The 20,387-nt window shown below is 33.7% G+C and carries 18 protein-coding genes; 17 read left to right on the forward strand and 1 reads right to left on the reverse strand.

Annotation, left to right across the window (positions count from 1 at the left end; genetic code table 11):
• Positions 1–57 precede the first annotated feature (57 nt).
• The 6 genes from RCJ96_RS11610 to RCJ96_RS11635 all read left to right on the forward strand — a co-directional run bounded on the left by RCJ96_RS11610 (position 58) and on the right by RCJ96_RS11635 (position 5,889).
• Positions 58–981 (forward strand): CobW family GTP-binding protein, encoded by a 924-nt coding sequence (locus tag RCJ96_RS11610; RefSeq protein ID WP_074610447.1) that lies wholly within the window; start codon positions 58–60, stop codon positions 979–981.
• A 262-nt stretch (positions 982–1,243) separates the two neighbouring features.
• A complete protein-coding gene (locus tag RCJ96_RS11615; protein ID WP_416503704.1) occupies positions 1,244–2,461 on the forward strand; it encodes a substrate-binding domain-containing protein in 1,218 nt (405 codons plus the stop codon).
• Between the two features lie 90 nt (positions 2,462–2,551).
• Entirely contained in the window at positions 2,552–3,325 is a 774-nt protein-coding gene (locus tag RCJ96_RS11620; protein WP_000149327.1) for an ABC transporter ATP-binding protein, read from the forward strand.
• Positions 3,303–4,004, forward strand: coding sequence for a branched-chain amino acid ABC transporter ATP-binding protein (locus RCJ96_RS11625; RefSeq protein ID WP_416503705.1), 702 nt, complete (start codon positions 3,303–3,305; stop codon positions 4,002–4,004). Before RCJ96_RS11620 ends, RCJ96_RS11625 begins: the two co-directional genes overlap by 23 nt.
• Before the next feature lie 21 nt (positions 4,005–4,025).
• On the forward strand, positions 4,026–4,886 hold the full coding sequence (locus RCJ96_RS11630; RefSeq protein WP_416503706.1) for a branched-chain amino acid ABC transporter permease: 861 nt from the start codon (positions 4,026–4,028) through the stop codon (positions 4,884–4,886).
• A 49-nt stretch (positions 4,887–4,935) separates the two neighbouring features.
• Positions 4,936–5,889 (forward strand): branched-chain amino acid ABC transporter permease, encoded by a 954-nt coding sequence (locus tag RCJ96_RS11635; RefSeq protein ID WP_416503841.1) that lies wholly within the window; start codon positions 4,936–4,938, stop codon positions 5,887–5,889.
• A 61-nt stretch (positions 5,890–5,950) separates the two neighbouring features.
• Here RCJ96_RS11635 and RCJ96_RS11640 read toward each other — a convergent pair whose 3' ends face one another.
• Positions 5,951–6,739, reverse strand: a complete 789-nt coding sequence (locus RCJ96_RS11640) for a LysR family transcriptional regulator (RefSeq protein ID WP_416503707.1) — start codon at positions 6,737–6,739, stop codon at positions 5,951–5,953.
• Positions 6,740–6,859: 120 nt separating this feature from the next.
• Between RCJ96_RS11640 and RCJ96_RS11645 the strand changes: the two genes are divergently transcribed.
• From RCJ96_RS11645 to RCJ96_RS11695, 11 genes are all read left to right on the forward strand, one after another.
• Positions 6,860–7,399 (forward strand): DUF4865 family protein, encoded by a 540-nt coding sequence (locus RCJ96_RS11645; protein ID WP_416503708.1) that lies wholly within the window; start codon positions 6,860–6,862, stop codon positions 7,397–7,399.
• A 41-nt stretch (positions 7,400–7,440) separates the two neighbouring features.
• The gene (locus tag RCJ96_RS11650; protein ID WP_001117246.1) at positions 7,441–7,848 is read left to right on the forward strand and encodes a tautomerase family protein; all 408 of its coding nucleotides are present in this window, start codon (positions 7,441–7,443) and stop codon (positions 7,846–7,848) included.
• 1 nt (position 7,849) lies between these two features.
• The gene (locus RCJ96_RS11655; RefSeq protein WP_074610435.1) at positions 7,850–8,173 is read left to right on the forward strand and encodes a carboxymuconolactone decarboxylase family protein; all 324 of its coding nucleotides are present in this window, start codon (positions 7,850–7,852) and stop codon (positions 8,171–8,173) included.
• Positions 8,174–8,326: 153 nt separating this feature from the next.
• Positions 8,327–8,770, forward strand: coding sequence for a MarR family winged helix-turn-helix transcriptional regulator (locus RCJ96_RS11660; protein ID WP_001205526.1), 444 nt, complete (start codon positions 8,327–8,329; stop codon positions 8,768–8,770).
• A 121-nt stretch (positions 8,771–8,891) separates the two neighbouring features.
• The gene (locus tag RCJ96_RS11665; protein WP_257811351.1) at positions 8,892–9,947 is read left to right on the forward strand and encodes an LLM class flavin-dependent oxidoreductase; all 1,056 of its coding nucleotides are present in this window, start codon (positions 8,892–8,894) and stop codon (positions 9,945–9,947) included.
• A gap of 601 nt (positions 9,948–10,548) precedes the next feature.
• Positions 10,549–11,952, forward strand: coding sequence for a cytochrome ubiquinol oxidase subunit I (gene cydA, locus RCJ96_RS11670; RefSeq protein ID WP_074607726.1), 1,404 nt, complete (start codon positions 10,549–10,551; stop codon positions 11,950–11,952).
• Complete coding sequence (gene cydB / locus RCJ96_RS11675) at positions 11,939–12,955, forward strand: cytochrome d ubiquinol oxidase subunit II (protein WP_074607728.1); 1,017 nt, start codon at positions 11,939–11,941, stop codon at positions 12,953–12,955. The genes cydA and cydB overlap by 14 nt, the downstream gene beginning before the upstream one ends.
• Positions 12,955–14,676, forward strand: coding sequence for a thiol reductant ABC exporter subunit CydD (gene cydD / locus RCJ96_RS11680; RefSeq protein ID WP_416503711.1), 1,722 nt, complete (start codon positions 12,955–12,957; stop codon positions 14,674–14,676). The genes cydB and cydD overlap by 1 nt, the downstream gene beginning before the upstream one ends.
• Positions 14,673–16,397 carry a thiol reductant ABC exporter subunit CydC gene (gene cydC / locus RCJ96_RS11685; protein WP_000073645.1) on the forward strand — a complete coding sequence of 575 codons (1,725 nt, stop codon included), beginning with the start codon at positions 14,673–14,675 and terminating at the stop codon, positions 16,395–16,397. The genes cydD and cydC overlap by 4 nt, the downstream gene beginning before the upstream one ends.
• 161 nt (positions 16,398–16,558) lie before the next feature.
• Complete coding sequence (locus RCJ96_RS11690; protein WP_139302771.1) at positions 16,559–17,707, forward strand: hypothetical protein; 1,149 nt, start codon at positions 16,559–16,561, stop codon at positions 17,705–17,707.
• A 106-nt stretch (positions 17,708–17,813) separates the two neighbouring features.
• The gene (locus RCJ96_RS11695) at positions 17,814–20,375 is read left to right on the forward strand and encodes a glycosyltransferase (protein WP_416503714.1); all 2,562 of its coding nucleotides are present in this window, start codon (positions 17,814–17,816) and stop codon (positions 20,373–20,375) included.
• Positions 20,376–20,387: the final 12 nt, after the last annotated feature.

Here is a 20,387-nt window from a genome sequence, read left to right on the forward strand (position 1 = left end):
AATCGTAATTATTACGCTTTGAATATGTTTGAAATAAAGAAATGGATGGTCGATCAAATGAATAAAGTAGAAATTCATATATTAGGTGGCTTTTTAGGTAGTGGAAAATCAACATTATTACAAAATTTATTGTTAGCGGAGAAAAAGAAGAATAGAAAAGTTGCAGTATTAATGAATGAAATTGGTGAATACTCGGTAGATACAGATATTATTGGAAAAGAAAATGTTTTAAGAGAACTTCTGAAAGGATGTATTTGTTGTACGCTAAAAGAAGAGCTTGAAATACAGTTGCATTCGTTATATCAGCAAGAAAGACCAGATGTCATTTATATAGAAACGACAGGTGTTGCGCATCCAATTGAAGTGTTAGATGCATGTGTATCACCAATTTTAGCACCTTTCTTAGAAGTGAAATCAATAGTAGTCGTTTTAGATGCAGTAAGGTGGTTAAATCGAAGTATATTAAGTGCAAATGTTCAGCAATTATTGCATGAGCAATTGAAGTTTGGTAGCCATATTTTAATTAATAAATCAGATTTACTAACATTTGCGGATAAGAACAAAGTAATTGAAGAAGTGAAAGCAATAAATAATCATGCAAAATTGTTTGAAACAAAATATTGTAATATATCTTTAGAAGACATAGAGGAAGCTGGATTTACGAATGATGGGGAACATGAGACACTACATGTAAAACAGCATTTACATATACAAACGATGACGTATCAATTTACGAAACCGATTGATCAAGACAAATTATATGAATGGCTTTCGAGCTTACCAGATAGTATTTATCGTGTAAAAGGTTTTGTAAAATTCCATGGAGATAAATACCCGCACCTATTTCAATATTCATTTGGGGTACCAACTTTAATGGAACAAGACTTCGGTTTCCCGACGAACTTGGTAGTAATAGGGGAAGGGTTAGATAAGAAACAATTGGCTGAAGGGTTAGAGAAAGTAGAACTTAACTCTAATTAAGGTGAAAAGACTAACTTAAAAATAAGTTAGTCTTTTTGTATGGTCATTACTGAAATGAAACAGTATTTTCAATTGGATTGCAGAATATATATTGATTGTATGTCCGTTTCCATTACATAGGAAGGTGATTATATATTTGTGCCGAATGTAGAGGGTACTACAAGAGTTTTCCATTATCTATTGAATTAGTTAGTCATGATTACGAACAGGGGATTTTGGCGTGTTTGATTCTATCAGAAAGAAAAGTATGGGGAGGATCACAATGTCGATGAAAAAACGTAAATGGCTAAAAATGATGGCTACTGGTTGTGTTTTAGGTTCGTTATTAATAACGGCAGCTTGTTCAGGAAAGAAAACAAGTACAGAGGATGAAAAGACGATTAAGGTAGGAGTCCTTGCTTCTATAACAGGACCGCTAGAATCGTATGGAAAACAAACAGTGAACGGATTTGAATTAGGGTTAGACTATGCAACTGGTGGAACTGGGAAAGTAGATGGGAAAAAGATTAAGTTTGTTGTAGAAGATACAGAAACGAAAGCGGATGTAGCAGTTAAAAAAGCTACGAAGTTATTAGAAGAAGAGAAAGTTGATTTTTTAGTTGGATCGTCTAGTTCAAGTGATACATTAGCGGTTTTACCATTAGCTGAAGAATATGAAAAGATTATGGTTGTAGAACCGGCAGTTGCGGATAGTATTACGGGGAAGAACTGGAATAAATATATTTTTAGAACTGGAAGAAGTTCCTCACAAGATGCGATTGCAGGAGCAGCAGCAATTGCGAAAAAAGATGTAAAGATTGCGACATTTGCCCCAGATAACGCTTTTGGTCGTGAAGGGATTGCTGCATTTAAAGCGGGTGCGAAAAAATTAGGTGCGAACATTGTGAATGAGCAATACGCGGATACAAATTCAACAGATTTTACAGCAAATATTCAAAATATCATTAGCTCAAAACCAGATTATTTATTTATCGTTTGGGCAGGGGCGAATTCACCTTGGAAACAGTTGAAAGATATGAATGTGGAAGCGCAAGGTATTAAAATTTCTACAGGTGCACCAGATATACCAGCATTAAAAACGATGGATGCGTTAGTAGGAATGCAAGGTTTTTCTGTTTATTATCATACACTCCCGAAAAATAAGGTGAATGATTGGTTAGTGGAAGAACATAAAAAGCGATTCAATGGTGCGGTGCCAGATTTATTTACAGCAGGAGGAATGTCAGCGGCAATTTCAATTGTAGAAGCTTTAAAGAAAACAAAAGGTGATACAGATGTAGATACATTAATTAAGAAAATGGAGGGAATGGAATTTGATACACCGAAAGGAAAGATGAAATTTAGAGAGAAGGATCATCAAGCGATGCAGACGCTGTATTCTATCACATTGAAAAAACAAGATGGTGTTGATTATCCGGTGCCAGTGTTAGAGCGAGAATTAACGATGAAAGAAACAGAACCACCAGTTCAAAATAAATAGACTGAATTTTCTGTTGTTTGTGTATAAAGAGGGGTACACCCTCTTTATACGTATTTCTTTCATACTGAAAGCTTGAAAGGGAGGGATTTCGTGACACATTTGCTAGAAACGAAAAATCTTAGTGTATCTTTTGGCGAGCATCATGTTATTAAAGATGTAAATTTAACTGTACAAAAAGGAAAACTCATTTCTATTATCGGGCCAAATGGTGCGGGTAAGACAACATTATTTAATTTACTAAGTGGACAGATTTCACCCACAACAGGTGAAGTGTATTTTAAAGGGCAAGATATTACAAAACTATCGATTTCAGATCGAACACGCTTAGGAATCGGTCGCTCTTTTCAGCTTACAAATATATTCCCAGAATTAACGGTACTTGAAAATGTCCGTTTAAGTGTTCAATCATTCGTACAAGATTACTATAGTTTTTTCCCGAGTCCAGCAAAATTAAAGCAACAAGTTGGAGAGGCGAGACGTTTCTTAAAAACAGTATTACTTCAGGAGAAAGAGAATGTATTAGCGAAAGATTTGGCACATGGAGAGAAAAGAAAGCTAGAACTTGCGATGTTATTAGCTTTAAAAACGGATGTGTTATTACTTGATGAGCCGACGGCAGGTATTTCGGTTGAGGAAGTCCCAGCTATACTACAAGTGATTGAAAATATTAAGAAACATCCAGAGAGTACAATTGTACTTATTGAACACAAAATGGATATGGTACTAGGTTTGTCAGACCATCTAATCGTTTTATTTCATGGAGAGTTATTGGCTGAAGGTTTACCCGAAGAAATTATGAAAGATGAGCGTGTACAAAGTGCTTATTTAGGGGGATTATATAGTGGCACTATTACAAGTGAATAATATAGAGACGTATTTAGATCAGTTTCATATTTTACAAGGGGTATCTCTTGCTGTTGAAAAAGGAACGATTACTGTACTGTTTGGGAGAAATGGGGCAGGGAAGACTACGACATTACGTTCGGTTATGGGATTTCACCATATCGCACATGGTGAAATTTATTATGATCGTACACAAGTAAATGGATTATCTACACATTTAATTTCAAGGAAAGGGATAGGGTATGTACCAGAAAATCAAGGTATTTTTCACGATCTGACAGTAGAAGAAACATTCACTCTTGCTAGAGGTAAGGGCGAGGAAGCGGAAGGAAAAATAGAATGGATGCTTGAACTATTTCCAGATTTAAAGCAATTTTGGCACAAAAAAAGTGGACTCTTAAGCGGGGGACAAAAGCAAATGTTAGCAATTTCAAGAGCATTTATTAATAGTGATGGTTTACTACTTATTGATGAGCCGAGTAAAGGCTTGTCTCCTATTATGATAGAAAAGTTAATGATAGCCATTTTGAAAATGAAGGAGAAAACAACAGTTTTACTCGTTGAACAAAATTTTATGATGGCTAGTCAAATTGGTGACTATTTTTATATTATGGATAACGGGAAAATTGTTCATAACGGTTTTATGCATGAATTAAAAGAGGATAAGGAAATGTGTCACAAATATTTAGGAATCTCTTAACATGAATCCGGGGTGAGAAGGATGGATGTGTTAATCAATTTATTTGTAAATGGGATTTCAACAGGGATGCTCATTTTTTTATTAGCATCAGGTCTTTCGCTTATTTTCGGTTTAATGAGTGTTCTAAACTTTGCACATGGTGGTTTATTTGCGTGGGGAGCGTTTACAGGTGTTTGGCTATTTAATATGACAGGGAGTTATGTGTTAGCTTTAATTGGAGCAATAGCTATGGGAATGTTCCTTGGATTTATTTTAGAAAGATTCCTTATTAGACCGGTATATGGAAATCATGTTCGACAGCTTCTTGTTACGCTTGGAGGAATGCTTGTACTTAGTGAATGTATTAAAGTATTTTGGGGACCAAATCCAATTGGGGCAAAGTTACCGTTATGGCTACAAGGAAGTTTTACGTTCGGAGGCGTTATATTAATTAAATATCGTCTATTCGTTATCATAATTGGGGTTATCATATACATTACATTATTATTATTGCTCAAAAAAACAAAGATAGGTCTTATGATACGCGCAGGTGTAATGGATAAAGAGATGGTTCAAGCGCTCGGTATTAACGTAAAAGCGATATTTTCTTTCGTCTTTTTATTAGGAGCAGGGATGGCAGCGTTGGGAGGTTTCTTATTAGCACCGTATTCAGGTGTTATTTTCGCTGAGATGGGTATGCAGTATGCGATTTTAGCTTTCATAGTAGTAATCATTGGAGGATTAGGAAGCGTACAAGGTTCAGCAATTGCTTCTTTAATTGTCGGATTAGCTGGTGCTTTTACAGCGTATTTTATACCGGATTTATCACTTGCAATCAATATGTTAATGCTACTGTTTTTCTTAATCGTGAAGCCAAATGGACTTGTTGGTGAAAAGGGGTGAAATGGTGAACAGCACATCAAATCGAATTAAAGTATACTTCGGAGTATGTATGCTCATTTGTTTAAGTGTATTTCCATTCGTAAATGATTCACGGAGCTTGTTAATTTTGTTCACTCAAATCTTCATCTTTGCTATTTTTGCAATGAGTTTTGATGTATTGCTTGGGTATACAGGGATTGTATCGTTTGGTCATTGTATGTTCTTTGGAATAGGAGCATATGGCGTAGCGCTTTTATTTGATCGACAAGGAGTATCCATAACGAACTTTTTTATAGGGATAGTAGCTGCAATTATCATTTCAGCCATTGTTAGTTATATAATTGGTTTGCTTTCTTTACGGCTGAAAAGTCATTTTTATGCAATGTTAACACTTGCTATTTCACAGTTGTTTTTCGTACTTGCTGAAAAATGGCGTGGGCTTACTCACGGAGGGGATGGTTTTACATTTGGTGTACCAGACGTATTCCGTGATCGTTTTACGTTTTATTATGTAACACTTATATGTTTACTTATCATTTTTGTTCTGTTACGTCTTTTCACAAAATCTTCTATTGGAAAAGTATTAAAGGCAATTTCACAAAACGAGCAACGTGTGGAAGCACTAGGATATAAAGTTCTTCATTATAAAATTATTGCTAGTGTTGTTGCAGGAGTAGTAGCTGCGATTAGCGGTGGTTTATTTGTTATTACACTGCGCTTTGTTAATACAAGTGTATTTTCAATTGAAATGACATTAAATGCATTATTGATGACAATGATTGGAGGAGTTGGAACGTTAATAGGAGCAATTGCTGGAGCTGGAATTATTGAATCCCTAAAATATTATTTATCAGAACTAGCTACAGAGTATCCGATTTTTGAACGATGGACAATTATTCTTGGTTTATTGTACATTATCGTATTGCTAGTTTTCCCGAAAGGATTAGTTGGCACGGTTAAGGGTTTGAAGAATATGAAACGGAATAAGAAGGAGAAAAGTGCAGAAGTGGAGCAAAACGTGTGAAAAATCGATTGTATAAAATATGAAAATCCCTCTTTTAGATTTGTAAAGGAGGGATTTTTTATTAATTAAATAATTCATCAGGGATGTGTTTTAAAGAGTTTTGATTTGTGAAAAAATGGACAGTTAATTTCTCAATTTGAACATCTTCAATTGGTACCAATTTATCATTATTAATCGGTAAAAAGGCTATGCCTTTTCCGTCCTGAATATACTCTTCCATAAGCGAATAAGAATCTAGTTGTTGAAGTTGACGCTGAGATAAATTATTTTCTTTTAGAAATTGAATGGTCTTATTTCTAAAAGGGCACTTTTTGTCATTGCTAACGAAGAAGAGTTCCTTTGAATAGTCAACAGTACACTTTTCTTTCGCTTTTAATAAACCGATAGAAATTGAAGTAGAAAATACTTTTTTAAACGCTGTGTCCGGGTAATCCTCATAAGTAATGACCATATCAACTTTTTGTTGCTGCAATAATTTTTGCAAATGACTACTATTTTCTACATATATTTGATAATTCCTGAAATTTTCTTTAATGCGCTTACTTACATAATTAGTCAAAATCGATTGTGATGTCGCGATTATATAAGAAGAACCACACATTTTAATTTTATCTTTCGCTTCTTCTACTAGCGTTAATATTTGATTTGTGTAGTCTAGTAAAATGTCACCAGAAGGTAATAAGGAAACGCCTTTGTTATCTCTATGTAGTAAAGGTGTTTCTAATTCTAGTTCTAATTTTTTGATTCGCTCAGTTACGTTTGGTTGAACATATCCTAACTCTTTCGCAGCTTTACTAATAGAACCTTCGTTAGCTACAGTTTTGAATATAATAAGATCATTTATTTCCATTTATCACAGCTCCTTATACGATATCATTATAAATGATACTAAGCATAAGTTATACCTATTTTACGCTGGCCAGTCATCGGTTTATCATTGTGTATATAAGATGGAAAGTGAGTGATAAACATGATTGGAATGCAATATAAGGTCATTTTGCCAAAGGATTATGACATGGAGATTATTAGAAAAAGGGTAGAGGATAATGGGTATAAAACGGATGGTTTTCAAGACTTAAATTTTAAAGCTTATTTAATTACTGAGGCAAGTAAAGACGGGAATTTCTATAACTGTTATGCGCCTTTATATGTTTGGAATGGTCATGAAGGAATGAACAAATTTATCTTTGAAGGGTATTACGATAATATTTTACAATCGTTTGGGTGGCAACAAATAAATATAGGTGTTCCATTAGTTGTTAATTTAAAAAATAATTTTAAGAAATGTAGATATGTTGTTGAATATGAAGGAAGTATTTCTCAAAGTGAATCATTGATTGGGACTCAATCTACCATTGTGGATCAAAAGGTAGAAAATTGTTTAGGAAATGTAATAGTATATAATCCAGATAAATGGGGATATAGTAAGTTTAATTTTTATGAAGAAAAGCCTGATATGGTAACGAATAAAGGTACTACAGTATATGAGATTTTGCACATTTCACAATGATATCTTGTTGAATGCTAAATTAAGTAAAGGGGTGAAAATATATGCCTTTTGTAAACGTTTATTATCATGAAAATATATTAAATGAAGAAGAATTGAAAAAGATAGGTGAATGTATTCATCTTTCATTAATTAAACATTTTAACATCCCTGAAAATGATTTTTTTGAAATGTTTGTACCTTATCAACAAAATCATTTTTTATATGATCCATATTATTTATTAGAAAGAGGAGAAAAGAGAACAGAGAATATGATGTATGTTTCTATCACATGTGGACCGGGAAGAACGATAAAGCAGAAACGCGATCTGTATCAGTCAATATCTTTGAGGGTTTCTGAATGTTCTAGTATAAAAAGTGCAGACATTTTTATTACACTTAACGAGACAGCCGCTGAAAATTGGTCGTTTGGTCAAGGATTGGCGCAATTGGTAAAAGTGAAGGGGGAGTGAAATGATGAATGAATCCATTGAATATTGTATTCAAGAGAAAATGAGAGAAAAGGCACCTGCATTTGCTCATTATAGTGAAGAGATACTGTTCGAGGAAGTGTGGCGAGATGACACTTTAACATTAAGAGAAAGGAGTTTATGTACAGTGTCGGTATTAATCAGTCTTGGTAATACAGAGCAATTACCATTTCATTTGCGACTGGCCAAACAAAATGGAATTAAAGAAAATGAAATGATTGCATTAATAACACATTTGGCTTTTTATGTTGGTTGGCCCAAAGCAGTAGGCGCTTTACATATAGCAATGAATGATATGGAAAGTTAAGAATAACGATAAGAAAGAATTCATTTAAACATGAATTCTTTCTTATCGTTATTTATGTAATACTCTAATGAGATATTTTTCACTTTTTCTCTTGCTTTTTTATCACTTGCGTAGTAAAGTGATAGTAAGATTCACGATAGGAAGTGATCAAACATGCGTGATAATACGATAGGATCATTAATATGGTTACGTTTAATACGATTTACGAACCAAAGTAATCAGATGTCAAATGAGTTTTTAAAACGCTTTGATTTAACGACTGCTCAATTTGATGTGCTTTTGCAAATACGTACGTATCAACCACTAACACAAATGGAGTTAGCTGAAAAGGTAACTGTTACACAAGGCGGTATTTCTCGAATGTTAACACGTCTTGAAAAAGAAGGATATATTGTACGAAAACAAGATTGGAAAACGAAAACAATTAGTCTGACAGAGCAAGGGGAAGCGGCCTTAGAGAGAGCACTGCCAGAGCAGCTTGCATTTCAATCATCGTTTTTTGATGATGTATTAAATGAAGAAGAGCAGAAAATGTTATACGAGCTAATGACGAAGGTTCATAAGCATAGTGAAAAAAAAGAATTACCGCAAGAGTAATTTTTTTTTACACTATCAATTGACTAATCAAGTGATGTTGTAAGCAATAGGGAAAAACATTTGACTTACAAATGTTTTTAAAAGAGAAACTAATAATACCTCATCAAAGGAGAGAGTAATGATGGAAAAATACCGTATGAATACAAGTAAAGGAATGGAGTTTGGGTTATATTCAATTGGGGATCATGTTTTAAATCCACATAACGGAGAGAAAATTAGTGCTGAACAAAGAATTCATGAATTAATTAAAACAGCACAGTTAGCGGATGAAGCTGGACTTGATGTATTTGCTGTCGGTGAAAGTCATCAAACACACTTTACAACGCAAGCTCATACAGTTATTTTAGGAGCGATTGCGCAAGCAACGAAAAATATAAAAATTGCAAGTTCAGCAACGATAATAAGTACATCTGATCCGGTACGAGTATACGAGGACTTTGCTACAATTGATTTGATTTCTAATGGACGTGCAGAAATTGTGGCTGGTCGTGGATCTCGTATTGGGGGATATAGTTTACTTGGTTATGATGTGAATGATTATGAAGAGTTATTTGAAGAGAAGATGGATCTTTTATTAAAAATTAATAAAGAGGAACATGTAACATGGAATGGACAGTTCAGAGCACCGCTTGCGCATGCATCGGTTATTCCAAGAGCTAAAAATAATAACTTACCAATTTGGCGTGCAGTTGGTGGCCCACCAGCTAGTGCGATTAAAGCAGGACGTGCAGGTGTACCAATGATGATAACAACACTAGGTGGTCCAGCTATTAACTTTAAAGGATCAGTAGATGCTTACCGTGAGGCGGCTGCGCAAAGTGGATTTAATCCAGCGAGTTTGCCAGTTGCAACAACGAGTTTATTTTATACAGCGAAAAATTCACAAGATGCACTTAGTGAATACTACCCTCACATTAATGCTGGTATGCTTACGCTACGCGGTGGTGGGTATCCGAAACAACAATTTACAAATGCAATAGATTATCGTGACGCGTTAATGGTTGGTAGCCCACAACAAATTATTGAAAAAATGCTTTACCAATATGAATTGTTTGGGCAACAACGCTTTATGGCACAAATTGATTTTGGTGGCGTACCATATGATAAAATTGAGAAAAATATCGAGCTAATTGCTACTGAAATTTTACCGGCTATTAGAAAACATACAGCAAAATAAATTAAAAAATACCGAGAGTCTAATGGATTCTCGGTATTTTTTAATTTATTTTAGTTTGAAAAAATGACAAAAAAGTGAATTTTTAATCTGAAAAGAGGAGGTTATTTCCTATTTTTGAATAACAATATTTCATGTTTGAATTTTAGAAATACATTTTTCTCTTGACAAAAAAATAACGAAATTATCCATTGGTTAATAGGACATTTTTTCGTAGAAAAGTCAAGTGTATAAAGAGAGAAACGATTATTTTATTGATGCAAAGATAAGTCTCATATTAAAAAAACACATTTTATCGATGAGAAAAATCTAATTCAAAAAAATACCAAAAGACATATTTCAGACAAAATGATGTCAATAATACGTCAAAAATCAGCTGAATTTACTATGCAGGTATATTATACAATTCGATTAACGAATAAAACACTACAGAAATAGTGAAAAGGTAAAAAATAGCATTACAATAGTTTGAAAAACTGAAACTTCATATTTTTCGACAATACATACAAAATGTTTTTGTCTTTTCGTATTTCTTAATAATTGAGCTTGATAAGATTGCTTAATTAACTTTTATTATAAAAACTATGAAGGAAGTGATTGTAGTATGGAAACGCTTGAATTGGCACGAATACAATTCGCATCAACAACGATTTTCCATTACTTTTTTGTTCCGCTGTCTATTGGTTTAGCTTTTATCATTGCGTTAATGCAAACGTTATATGTGGTAAAGGGACAAGAAATTTATAAGAAGATGACGAAGTTTTGGACACAAATATTCCTTGTTAACTTTGCGGTAGGTGTAGTAACTGGTATTTTACAAGAATTCCAGTTTGGTATGAACTGGTCAACCTATTCACGTTTCGTAGGTGATGTGTTTGGTCCATCACTTGCGATTGAAGGTTTATTAGCATTTTTCATTGAGTCTACATTTTTAGGTTTATGGGTATTCGGTGAGGATAAATTACCGAAGCGCATTCACCTTTTATGTATTTGGCTCCTTTCAATTGGAACAATGTTATCAGCATTTTGGATTTTAACTGCAAGTGCATTTATGCAATCGCCAGTAGGATATGAAATGGCAGCAGATGGACGTGCACAAATGAATGATTTCTTAGCAATTATTCAAAATCCACAATTATGGGTACAATTCCCGCATACCATTACAGCGGCAATTGCAACCGGTGCATTCTTTATTGCTGGTGTGAGTGCATGGAAAATAACGAAAGCACAAGAAACTGAAGTGTTTAAAAAATCATTCCGCATTTCTATCATTGTTGGAACACTTACAACGGCGCTAGTATTATTCTTCGGTCATGCGCAAGCACAACAATTAATTAAGACACACCCAATGAAAATGGCAGCAGCTGAAGCGTTATGGAATACGAGTGAAGATCCAGCGCCATTTACAGTATTTGCGAAAATTGATGCGGAGAAGAAAGAAAATTCATTTGAAATTCAAATCCCGTATATGCTAAGTCTATTATCATATGATAAATTTAGCGGTCAAGTAGAAGGGATGAATCAAATTCAAAAGCAATATGAAGAAAAATATGGGCCTGGAGATTATATTCCACCAGTACACACGATGTTCTGGAGCTTTAGAGCGATGGTAATGAGTGGAACATTTATGCTTCTTCTAGGAGCGTACGGATGGTTCTTATCAAGAAAAGATCGTTTAGCTGAAAAAACTTGGTATTTAAAATTAATGGTGTATGCAATTTCACTACCGTTTATCGGTAATACAGTAGGATGGATTATGACTGAAATGGGACGTCAACCTTGGGTAGTTTTCGGTGTTATGAAAACGGAAGATGCTGTATCTCCAAATGTTACGTTCGGAGAAGTGCTATTCTCTTTAGTTTCGTTCACATCATTATATTTAATTATAGGTGGAATTACAGTTTACTTATTCGTTCGTATTATTAAAGGACATGAGAATAAGAAAGCGAAACAGGATTCTCAAAGCCATGATCCATTTGATAAGGAGGGTGAGTATGTTATCTCTTAATGAGTTGTGGTTTATTATTATTGCAGTTTTATTCGTAGGCTTCTTTGTACTTGAAGGTTTCGATTTCGGTGTAGGTATAGTTTCAAGGTTTTTAGGAGAAAACGATTTAGAGAAAAGAATATATTTAAATACAATTGGTCCATTTTGGCACGCGAATGAAGTATGGCTTGTTTGTGCTGGTGGCGCTATGTTTGCGGCATTCCCGCATTGGTATGCAACTTTATTTAGTGGGTTTTACATTCCGTTTGTATTTATGCTTCTTGCTTTAATTATTAGAGGTGTTTCCTTTAAATTCCGTGCGAAAATAGATAATCATAAATGGAAAGGCTTTTGGGATTGGGGTATGTTTTTAGGGAGTTTACTACCGCCTATCCTTTGGGGAGTTGCCATTGCTAACTTTATGGTAGGTATTCCAATTGATGAGACGAAAAATGCTGTAGGTGGATTCTTACAATTACTTCATCCATTTGCATTACTTGGAGGAGTTATGTTCCTTCTGTTATGTATTGTTCACGGATTGCAATTCCTTACTATACGTACAACTGGTAAGTTAAGAGAACGTGCACGTATTGCTGCACTGAAAATTGCACCACTTGCAATTTTCACACTTCTTATTTTTGCCGGTGTTGGATTATGGAAAACAGACATTTTCACTGGGCATGGTAAAGAATGGATTATGGTTCCGATTGGAGCTTTTGTAGCATTATGTGCGTCAACATTATTAAATAAAAGAAGAAGAGATGGTTGGGCTTTCTTTATGACAAGTTTAACAATCATTTTACTAAGTGCGAGTGTGTTTGCTGGCATGTTTCCACGTGTCTTAATTAGTTCGTTAGGGTCAATATACGATTTAACAATTTATAATGCAGCATCGGGAGATTATGCACTAAAACTGATGACGTATTTTTCAATTGCTATATTGCCATTTGTTTTGGGAAGTCAAATATGGAGTTTCTATGTGTTTAGACAACCTGTTAAGTCAGATAAAGATTTGGAGTACTAATGAAAAGAAAAAGAGGACTTCCGTCGTATCCTGGTAGCCGAGTTTTATATGTAGTGCTAACAATCATTAGCATGTTAGAAGCTTTTAGTATTATTGCACAAACGGTGTTTTTAGCGCGAGCTATTACGTTTTTATTTCAGGGAGAAGCAGTGCAATCTGTGTTAAATGAAACAGTTTATTTCGGAATCACGTTTGCAGTACGTCATTTGCTAGTTCGAATATCGCAAATATTAGTGGAACGTTTTGCTGAAAAAACAGGATCGCTACTGAGAAAACAATTAATAGAGGCGTATTTCACATTAGGTCCACGATATGTTCAAACTGCTGGAACAGGTCATCTGGTTACCTTATCGATAGAGGGTATTGAGAAATTTAAAACATATATTGAATTAACAATTCCTAAAATGATTAGAAGTAGTATCGTACCAGGACTAATTGTACTATATGTTTTTACGCTAGATATTGAGTCTGGAATCATTTTAGTTGTAACGATTCCTATCGTGATCATATTTATGATTCTTCTCGGATTAGCAGCGCAAAAAATGGCAGATAGTCAGTACGAGATATATCGTGTACTTTCGAACCATTTTGTAGATACGTTAAAAGGTTTAGAAACATTAAAGTATTTAGGGAAAAGTGAACAGCACGAAGGAAAGATTGAAAAAGTAAGTAAAAGGTATAGAAAAGCAACGATGCGTACTTTGCGAGTTGCTTTTCTTTCTTCTTTTGCATTAGATTTCTTTACGAGTTTATCAATTGCGTTTGTGGCAGTTGGATTAGGGATACGTTTAATAGATGGAACGATTATACTATTACCAGCCCTTACAATTTTGATTTTAGCTCCGGAATATTTTCTGCCGATTAAACAAGTGGGAGCAAATTATCATGCGACATTAGATGGACAAATTGCGATGGAGCAAATAGAAGGGATTTTGCAACAACAAAAAGGAATACAAAAGAAAGATTTAAATGAAGATATAGTATGGAATGCCTCTAGTAGCTTGAAATTACAAGACATCAAAGTTAATAATACTGAATCTGAAAAGGCTATATTAGAAGGAATTAATTTTACTTGGGAAGGTAACGGTGCTATTGGTGTTATTGGTGAAAGTGGTGCAGGCAAATCGACGTTAATCGACGTATTAGCAGGTTTTTTATCTCCTTCGAGTGGAAAGATGTTAGTAAATGGTGTAGAAGTTGATGGATCTACTCGTGAAGATTGGCAAAAAAATATCGCTTATATTCCGCAGCAACCTTATATTTTTCCGCTTTCATTAAAGGATAACATTCGTTTTTATGAAACAAATGCAACAGATGAAGAAGTTGAAAGAGTTATTAATGAAGTCGGCCTTCGTTCACTCGTTACATCACTTCCAAATGGGATGCACGAAAGAATTGGAGAAGGTGGACGTATGCTAAGTGGCGGACAAGAACAGCGTGTTGCTATGGCGCGTGCGCTTTTAAGTAAAAAACCAATCATTTTATTAGATGAGCCTACGGCACATCTTGATATTGAAACCGAATTTGAAATAAAGCAAGCGATGTTACGTCTATTTAATGGAAAGTTAGTATTTTTAGCAACCCACCGTCTACATTGGATGAAACAAATGGACCATATTCTTATTTTAAATAAAGGGGAAATGAAAGAAAGTGGGACGTATGAAGAACTTTTAGAGAATGAGACATTACATTTTCATAGGGAAGAGAGGGGAGAGAAATGAGTAACTGGGTTAAACCTTATATAAAACAAAATAAAGGTAGAATGACTTTAACTATTTTCCTTGGTCTTCTTGGAGTTAGTTCAGGAGCGATGTTACTTTTTATTTCAGGTTATTTGATCTCAAAATCTGCCCTTAGACCAGAAAATGTAATGGCTGTATATGTTCCTATTGTTGCAACAAGAGCGTTTAGTATAGGGCAAGCTGTATTTCATTATATAGAGCGCTTAGTCGGACATGATGTCGTACTACGTATATTAGAAAAAATGAGAACGAGGCTATATAGAATAGTAGAACCACAGGCGTTATTTTTCCGTTCTCGATTTCAAACGGGTGATATGTTAGGAGTGTTATCCGAAGATATAGAGCATTTGCAAAACCTATATTTACGTACAATATTTCCTAGCATATTAGCGCTAGTTGTTTATAGTATCTTCGTACTTGTTATCGGTGCATTTGATTTTGTTTTTGCACTTATTGTAGGTTGTATGTTAGCTATTATCGTTTTTCTTCTTCCGTTTGTATCATTACTTTTGATGAAGAAACATCATGTTACTTTAAAGCAAGGAAGAAACCGTTTGTATCAACAACTGACAGATGCTGTTTTTGGATTATCTGATTGGCAAGCAAGTGGTCGTAAAGATGAATTTATTAATGAGTATGTAAAACAAAATGATCAGTTGTTAAAAATCGAAAAGAGAGTGAAACGCTGGTATCATATTCGGGACAGTATCATTCAATTAGTAGTAGGTATTGTAGTTATTTCGATGATCATATGGACTGGGAATGAAGCGGCAAGTGAACAAATTGCTCCTACAGTTATCGCAGCTTTCGTATTAATGACTTTATCTGTAACGAACGCGCTTATTCCTATTGCAGATGCCATCGATCGAATACCGTCGTATGTAGAATCTACCCATCGTCTTAATGGCGTAGAAAGTGATAGTGTTTTACATGATGAAACGGATTTGCATGGAGAGAAAGATTATATTGAACCAAAACATGTAGATATTGAACTGAATCACGTATCGTATAGTTATCCAGATAGTAATGAGATTGTATTAAAAGATGTATCATTACAAATAAAAGCAGGGAAGAAAATTGCTATTTTAGGGAGAAGTGGGACAGGGAAATCTACTTTACTAAAATTGTTAACAGGGGCGTTAAGCCCAGTAAATGGCCAAGTTGTACTAAATGGTGAACGAGCTCATACGAATCTTTTATCTAAATATATTTCTGTATTAAATCAAAAGCCGCATTTGTTTGATACGACAATTGGAAATAATGTACGAATTGGCAAACCAGAGGCGACGGATGAAGAGATATGGAAAGCTTTAGAGAAAGCACAATTAGCTTCACATGTTACTTCTCTTCCAGACGGATTACAAACAAAAATGCATGAAATGGGAAAGCGGTTTTCTGGTGGAGAAAGACAAAGGGTTGCTTTTGCTAGAACTCTTATGCAAGAAACACCAATTATTGTACTTGATGAACCGACTATCGGTTTAGATCCAAAAACAGAATTGTCTTTAATTGAAACAATGTTTTCTGCAACGGAAGAAAAGACGGTTATTTGGATTACGCACCATCTTGTAGGAATAGAACATGTAGACGAAGTTATATTCCTTGATCGTGGCCAAATTGTCATGCAAGGTAGTCATAAACAACTTCTGAAAGAAAATGAAAAGTATCGTAAACTTTATGAGTTAGATAAAGGAATATAATTTGAATAAGCAATAATTGTAAAAATAGCTACGCCTAATGGTGGAGCTATTTTTTGTTTTGAAATAAATATTCTATTCTTTTTTTGATGGATGGCAAATGTATATGATCGTTACGAATGAAAAATGAATTTCATATTATACATATAATGGAGGGGATATACGTGAAGGAGCAGTATAAAATTATTGTTTTAAGTGATGAATTATCAAGGGAGAAGATTCAAAATACATTAGACAAAAATAAATGTAAAACAATCGTTCATCTTGTAGACGTTTCAGCTATTGTTCAAATAGAAAATTCTTTTCAATATATAGTCATTTGGAGAATGGACGCAGAAAAACTTACAAATGAATTGATAAATAGGGGCGTGCAAAGTACAAAAATTATTAATTTAACAAAATACATGTATGAATGGAGGAATAAATTAATTTCTATCTATCAAATAAATCCGGATCTTATGTCTTTATACATTTCTATGAAAAAAGCAAAGGGTGATCCGACGTATGAATTGTTTGCGACGGGCTTGTCTTATCCGCATTGTGGCATAAGTACAGAGCTCCTCTCAAAAAAGTCAATAAAACTAACACTTCCATCGCAAGATCTATACTATGATTATTTAATAGCATCACAACTTCTATCAAACAATCATTCCTTTCAATATTGTTTGATAGGAATAGCTTATTTCTCGTTTTATTTTGACATGTCGTTATCATCTGAATCATATAGAATTCACAAGGTATATTATCCATTGTTTCAAGACGGTCATCATACTGTAGTGCATTCTCATCTACCCACTGATGGGTTCTCACACCTAGATACGCCGAAACAGCTTTTTTCTATTTTTAATTTGCATTTTGAGTATATTTTATTAGATGAACTAAAAGATGAATCATTGATACTGCCCTGGATACACGCTGAATGGAATATCACTCCTCTTCACATTCCTTTTGAAGAACACGGAAAAATAAGAGCAGCTTCACATGCCAAATTATCATATCCTCATACTTTAGTTGAATATAAAAAGATTTTCGAAAAATATTTAGAACTACTGTTAAAACATGATATAAAACCACTAATTGTTGTATTCCCTGTTACTTCACATTATTTCAATTGTAGTAGTAAGAAATTAAAAGAAGATTTTTATAAAGTTATAAACGATTTTCAAGCTCAATATTCTTTTCAAATTATAGATTTATTTGATTCGCCATTATTTTGCGATGATGATTTTTATGATAGTGATCATATGAATAAAAAAGGTGCAAATAAAATGTCCGTGTTATTAAATATGTTTATTCAGGAACGAAAAGTATGATATTTCGTTTCATGTCTGCATAAAAGTATATAGGCTCCATTCGGTTACAGTAATGTGATTTTTGTGTCGCGTATATAAATAATATGCGAAGAGGTGAGAGAGTAAAATGAGAACTCGTATTGAAAGAAATGAAGAGGTGGTAGATCAACTTCCGTTGGTAAGTGTATTAATTCCTACATATAATCGTCCTCGCTACTTTGAAGAGGCGTTATGTAGTGTGCTGGAACAAACGTACTCTAATATAGAAATTATAGTTGGAGATGATAGTACGAATGATGAAACAGAAAAGGTGTTACAAAAATACTTATGTGATCATTCAAATATTATTTATATAAAAAACAGTTCAACTCTCGGACAATTTGAAAATGCACTCATGTTATTTCATGAAGCGAACGGTGAGTATATAAATTTTTTAATGGATGATGATATCTTTCATGTGGATAAAATTGAAAAAATGATGAAGTGTTTTTTCAATGATTTAGATAATGAAATTAAGCTTGTAACATCTCATCGTCAAGTAATTGATGAAAAAGGGAAAGAACTACGACATATTTATTCAACTGTCCGTTTATTTGAAGAGGATACGATTATAGAGGGAACAGAATTAGCAAATAGGGTAATTGTGGATCAAAAAAATTATATTGGAGAACCGACAACAGTTTTATTTCGTAAAAATGATTTACAAGAACCGTATGGGATTTTTGATAAGAGGAGGTATCTTTGTAACGTAGATATAGCTTCATGGTTATCTTTATTAAGTAAAGGAAAAGCAGTATATATAGCAGAGACACTGAGTTACTTTCGATTACATCCAGATCAACAGTTAAATGAATCTAATAAAATGATGGATGGATTAGAAGATTTTTCACATAGTATTATAGCTGGAGAAAAATATGGTTTCTTATCTAACGAAAAAGAGTTAGATGAAGCGATAACTAATTTTCTAGAATATGCAAGAAGGATAGTTCCGTCATCAATATTATATACATTAGACTATTACCAAAAAATTAGAGCGAAGAAAATAAACATAGAAAAGAAAAAACAACATATAAATAATAATTCTTCTTTACCGAAAGTAAGTATACTTATTCCTGCATACAATAGACCTTATTACTTGGAATTAGCACTCAACAGCGCTTTGAATCAAACATATGAAAATATTGAAATTATTATTTCTGACGACAGTACAAATGATGAAGTCAATGCGATGATTCAACCGTACTTACGTGAATATGAGTGTATTACATATGTTAAAAATGAAACGCCGTTAGTTGCCGAAAACTTTAATAAGTGTGTAGAACTTGCGAATGGGGACTATATAAACTTTTTATTAGATGATGATTTATTTCATCATGAAAAGATCGAGAGAATGATGAAATACTTTTTGACGTTAGAAAATATTTCATTTGTGACGTCATATCGTGAACTGATTGATGAGAATGGAGAGATATTACCACCTTCAACATTAAATATGAAAATCGCGAAAGAAACTACACTTTTTGAAGGAAAAGAATTAGGGAATTATATGTTAAAAAACTTGAAAAATGTAGTTGGTGAGCCGACAACTGTTTTGTTTAATCGGAATTTGTTTGACGGGAAGTTTGGATATTTTAAAGGAAAGGCTTATTCTGCTATTAATGACATTGCAACTTGGCTAGATATGATGAGGAAAGGAAAAGTAGTTTATATACATGAACCTCTTAGTTATTTTAGACAGCATAGTGGACAAAATCAAAAACAAATGCATTTTATTTTAATGACAATTGAAGAGTGGATTGAATTAATTATAGATGCATATAATAGTGGGTTTTTAAGCTCCGAAAGTGAGTATAAAGAGAGTTTATCTTATTGTTTAGAAAATGCGGGATTTATAGTTAAGGATGCAGTAAGAAATGGCGAACTAGATCAAATTTATAATGAAAAGATAAAAAAAGGCTTAAACAAGTTAGTTGCTCATATGTTCGAGAAAGAATGTTGTTATTGTCAATATTGCAATCAACAATTTGAAAAATTTTCACCTTGGCCAGCACATTATGATTTTCCGAAATATAAATTTGAAATGTGGAATAAAGATACAGGGATATGTCCAGTTTGTAATTCGATGGATCGTGAAAGATTGTACCGTGCGTACATTGAAACGGAAACGGACTTGTTAAATAGAAACTATACAATGCTTCATATTGCACCTGAAGCAAAGTTAAGAGATTGGTTTAACGAGTATAAAAATATTACGTATGTATGTGGTGACTTAGAACCAAAGGATCCATTAATGAAGGAAATTGATGTTACAAGAATTACATATGATAGTAATACTTTTGATGTAATATTATGTAGCCATGTGTTAGAACACGTTCCTGATGATGACAAAGCAATGCGAGAGTTATATAGAGTGTTAAAGCCAAATGGATGGGGAATTATTCAAGTACCAATCGTAATGAATGTAGATTTTATTATAGAGAATGAATTAATTGTAACACCACAATTGAGGAAATTAGCTTTTGGTCAAGAAGATCATGTGAGAATTTACAATCAATCGGGATTTATTCAACGATTAATGAATGCAGGATTTAAGGTAGAATTATATAACATAGCGGAAAAACAAGGAATGAAAAGTGCTAGGAAATTTGGATTATCTGAAACAGATATGCTCTATATTGTCCGAAAATGATAGGAAGGAATA

The organism is Bacillus sp. BSL6 (assembly GCF_052928345.1).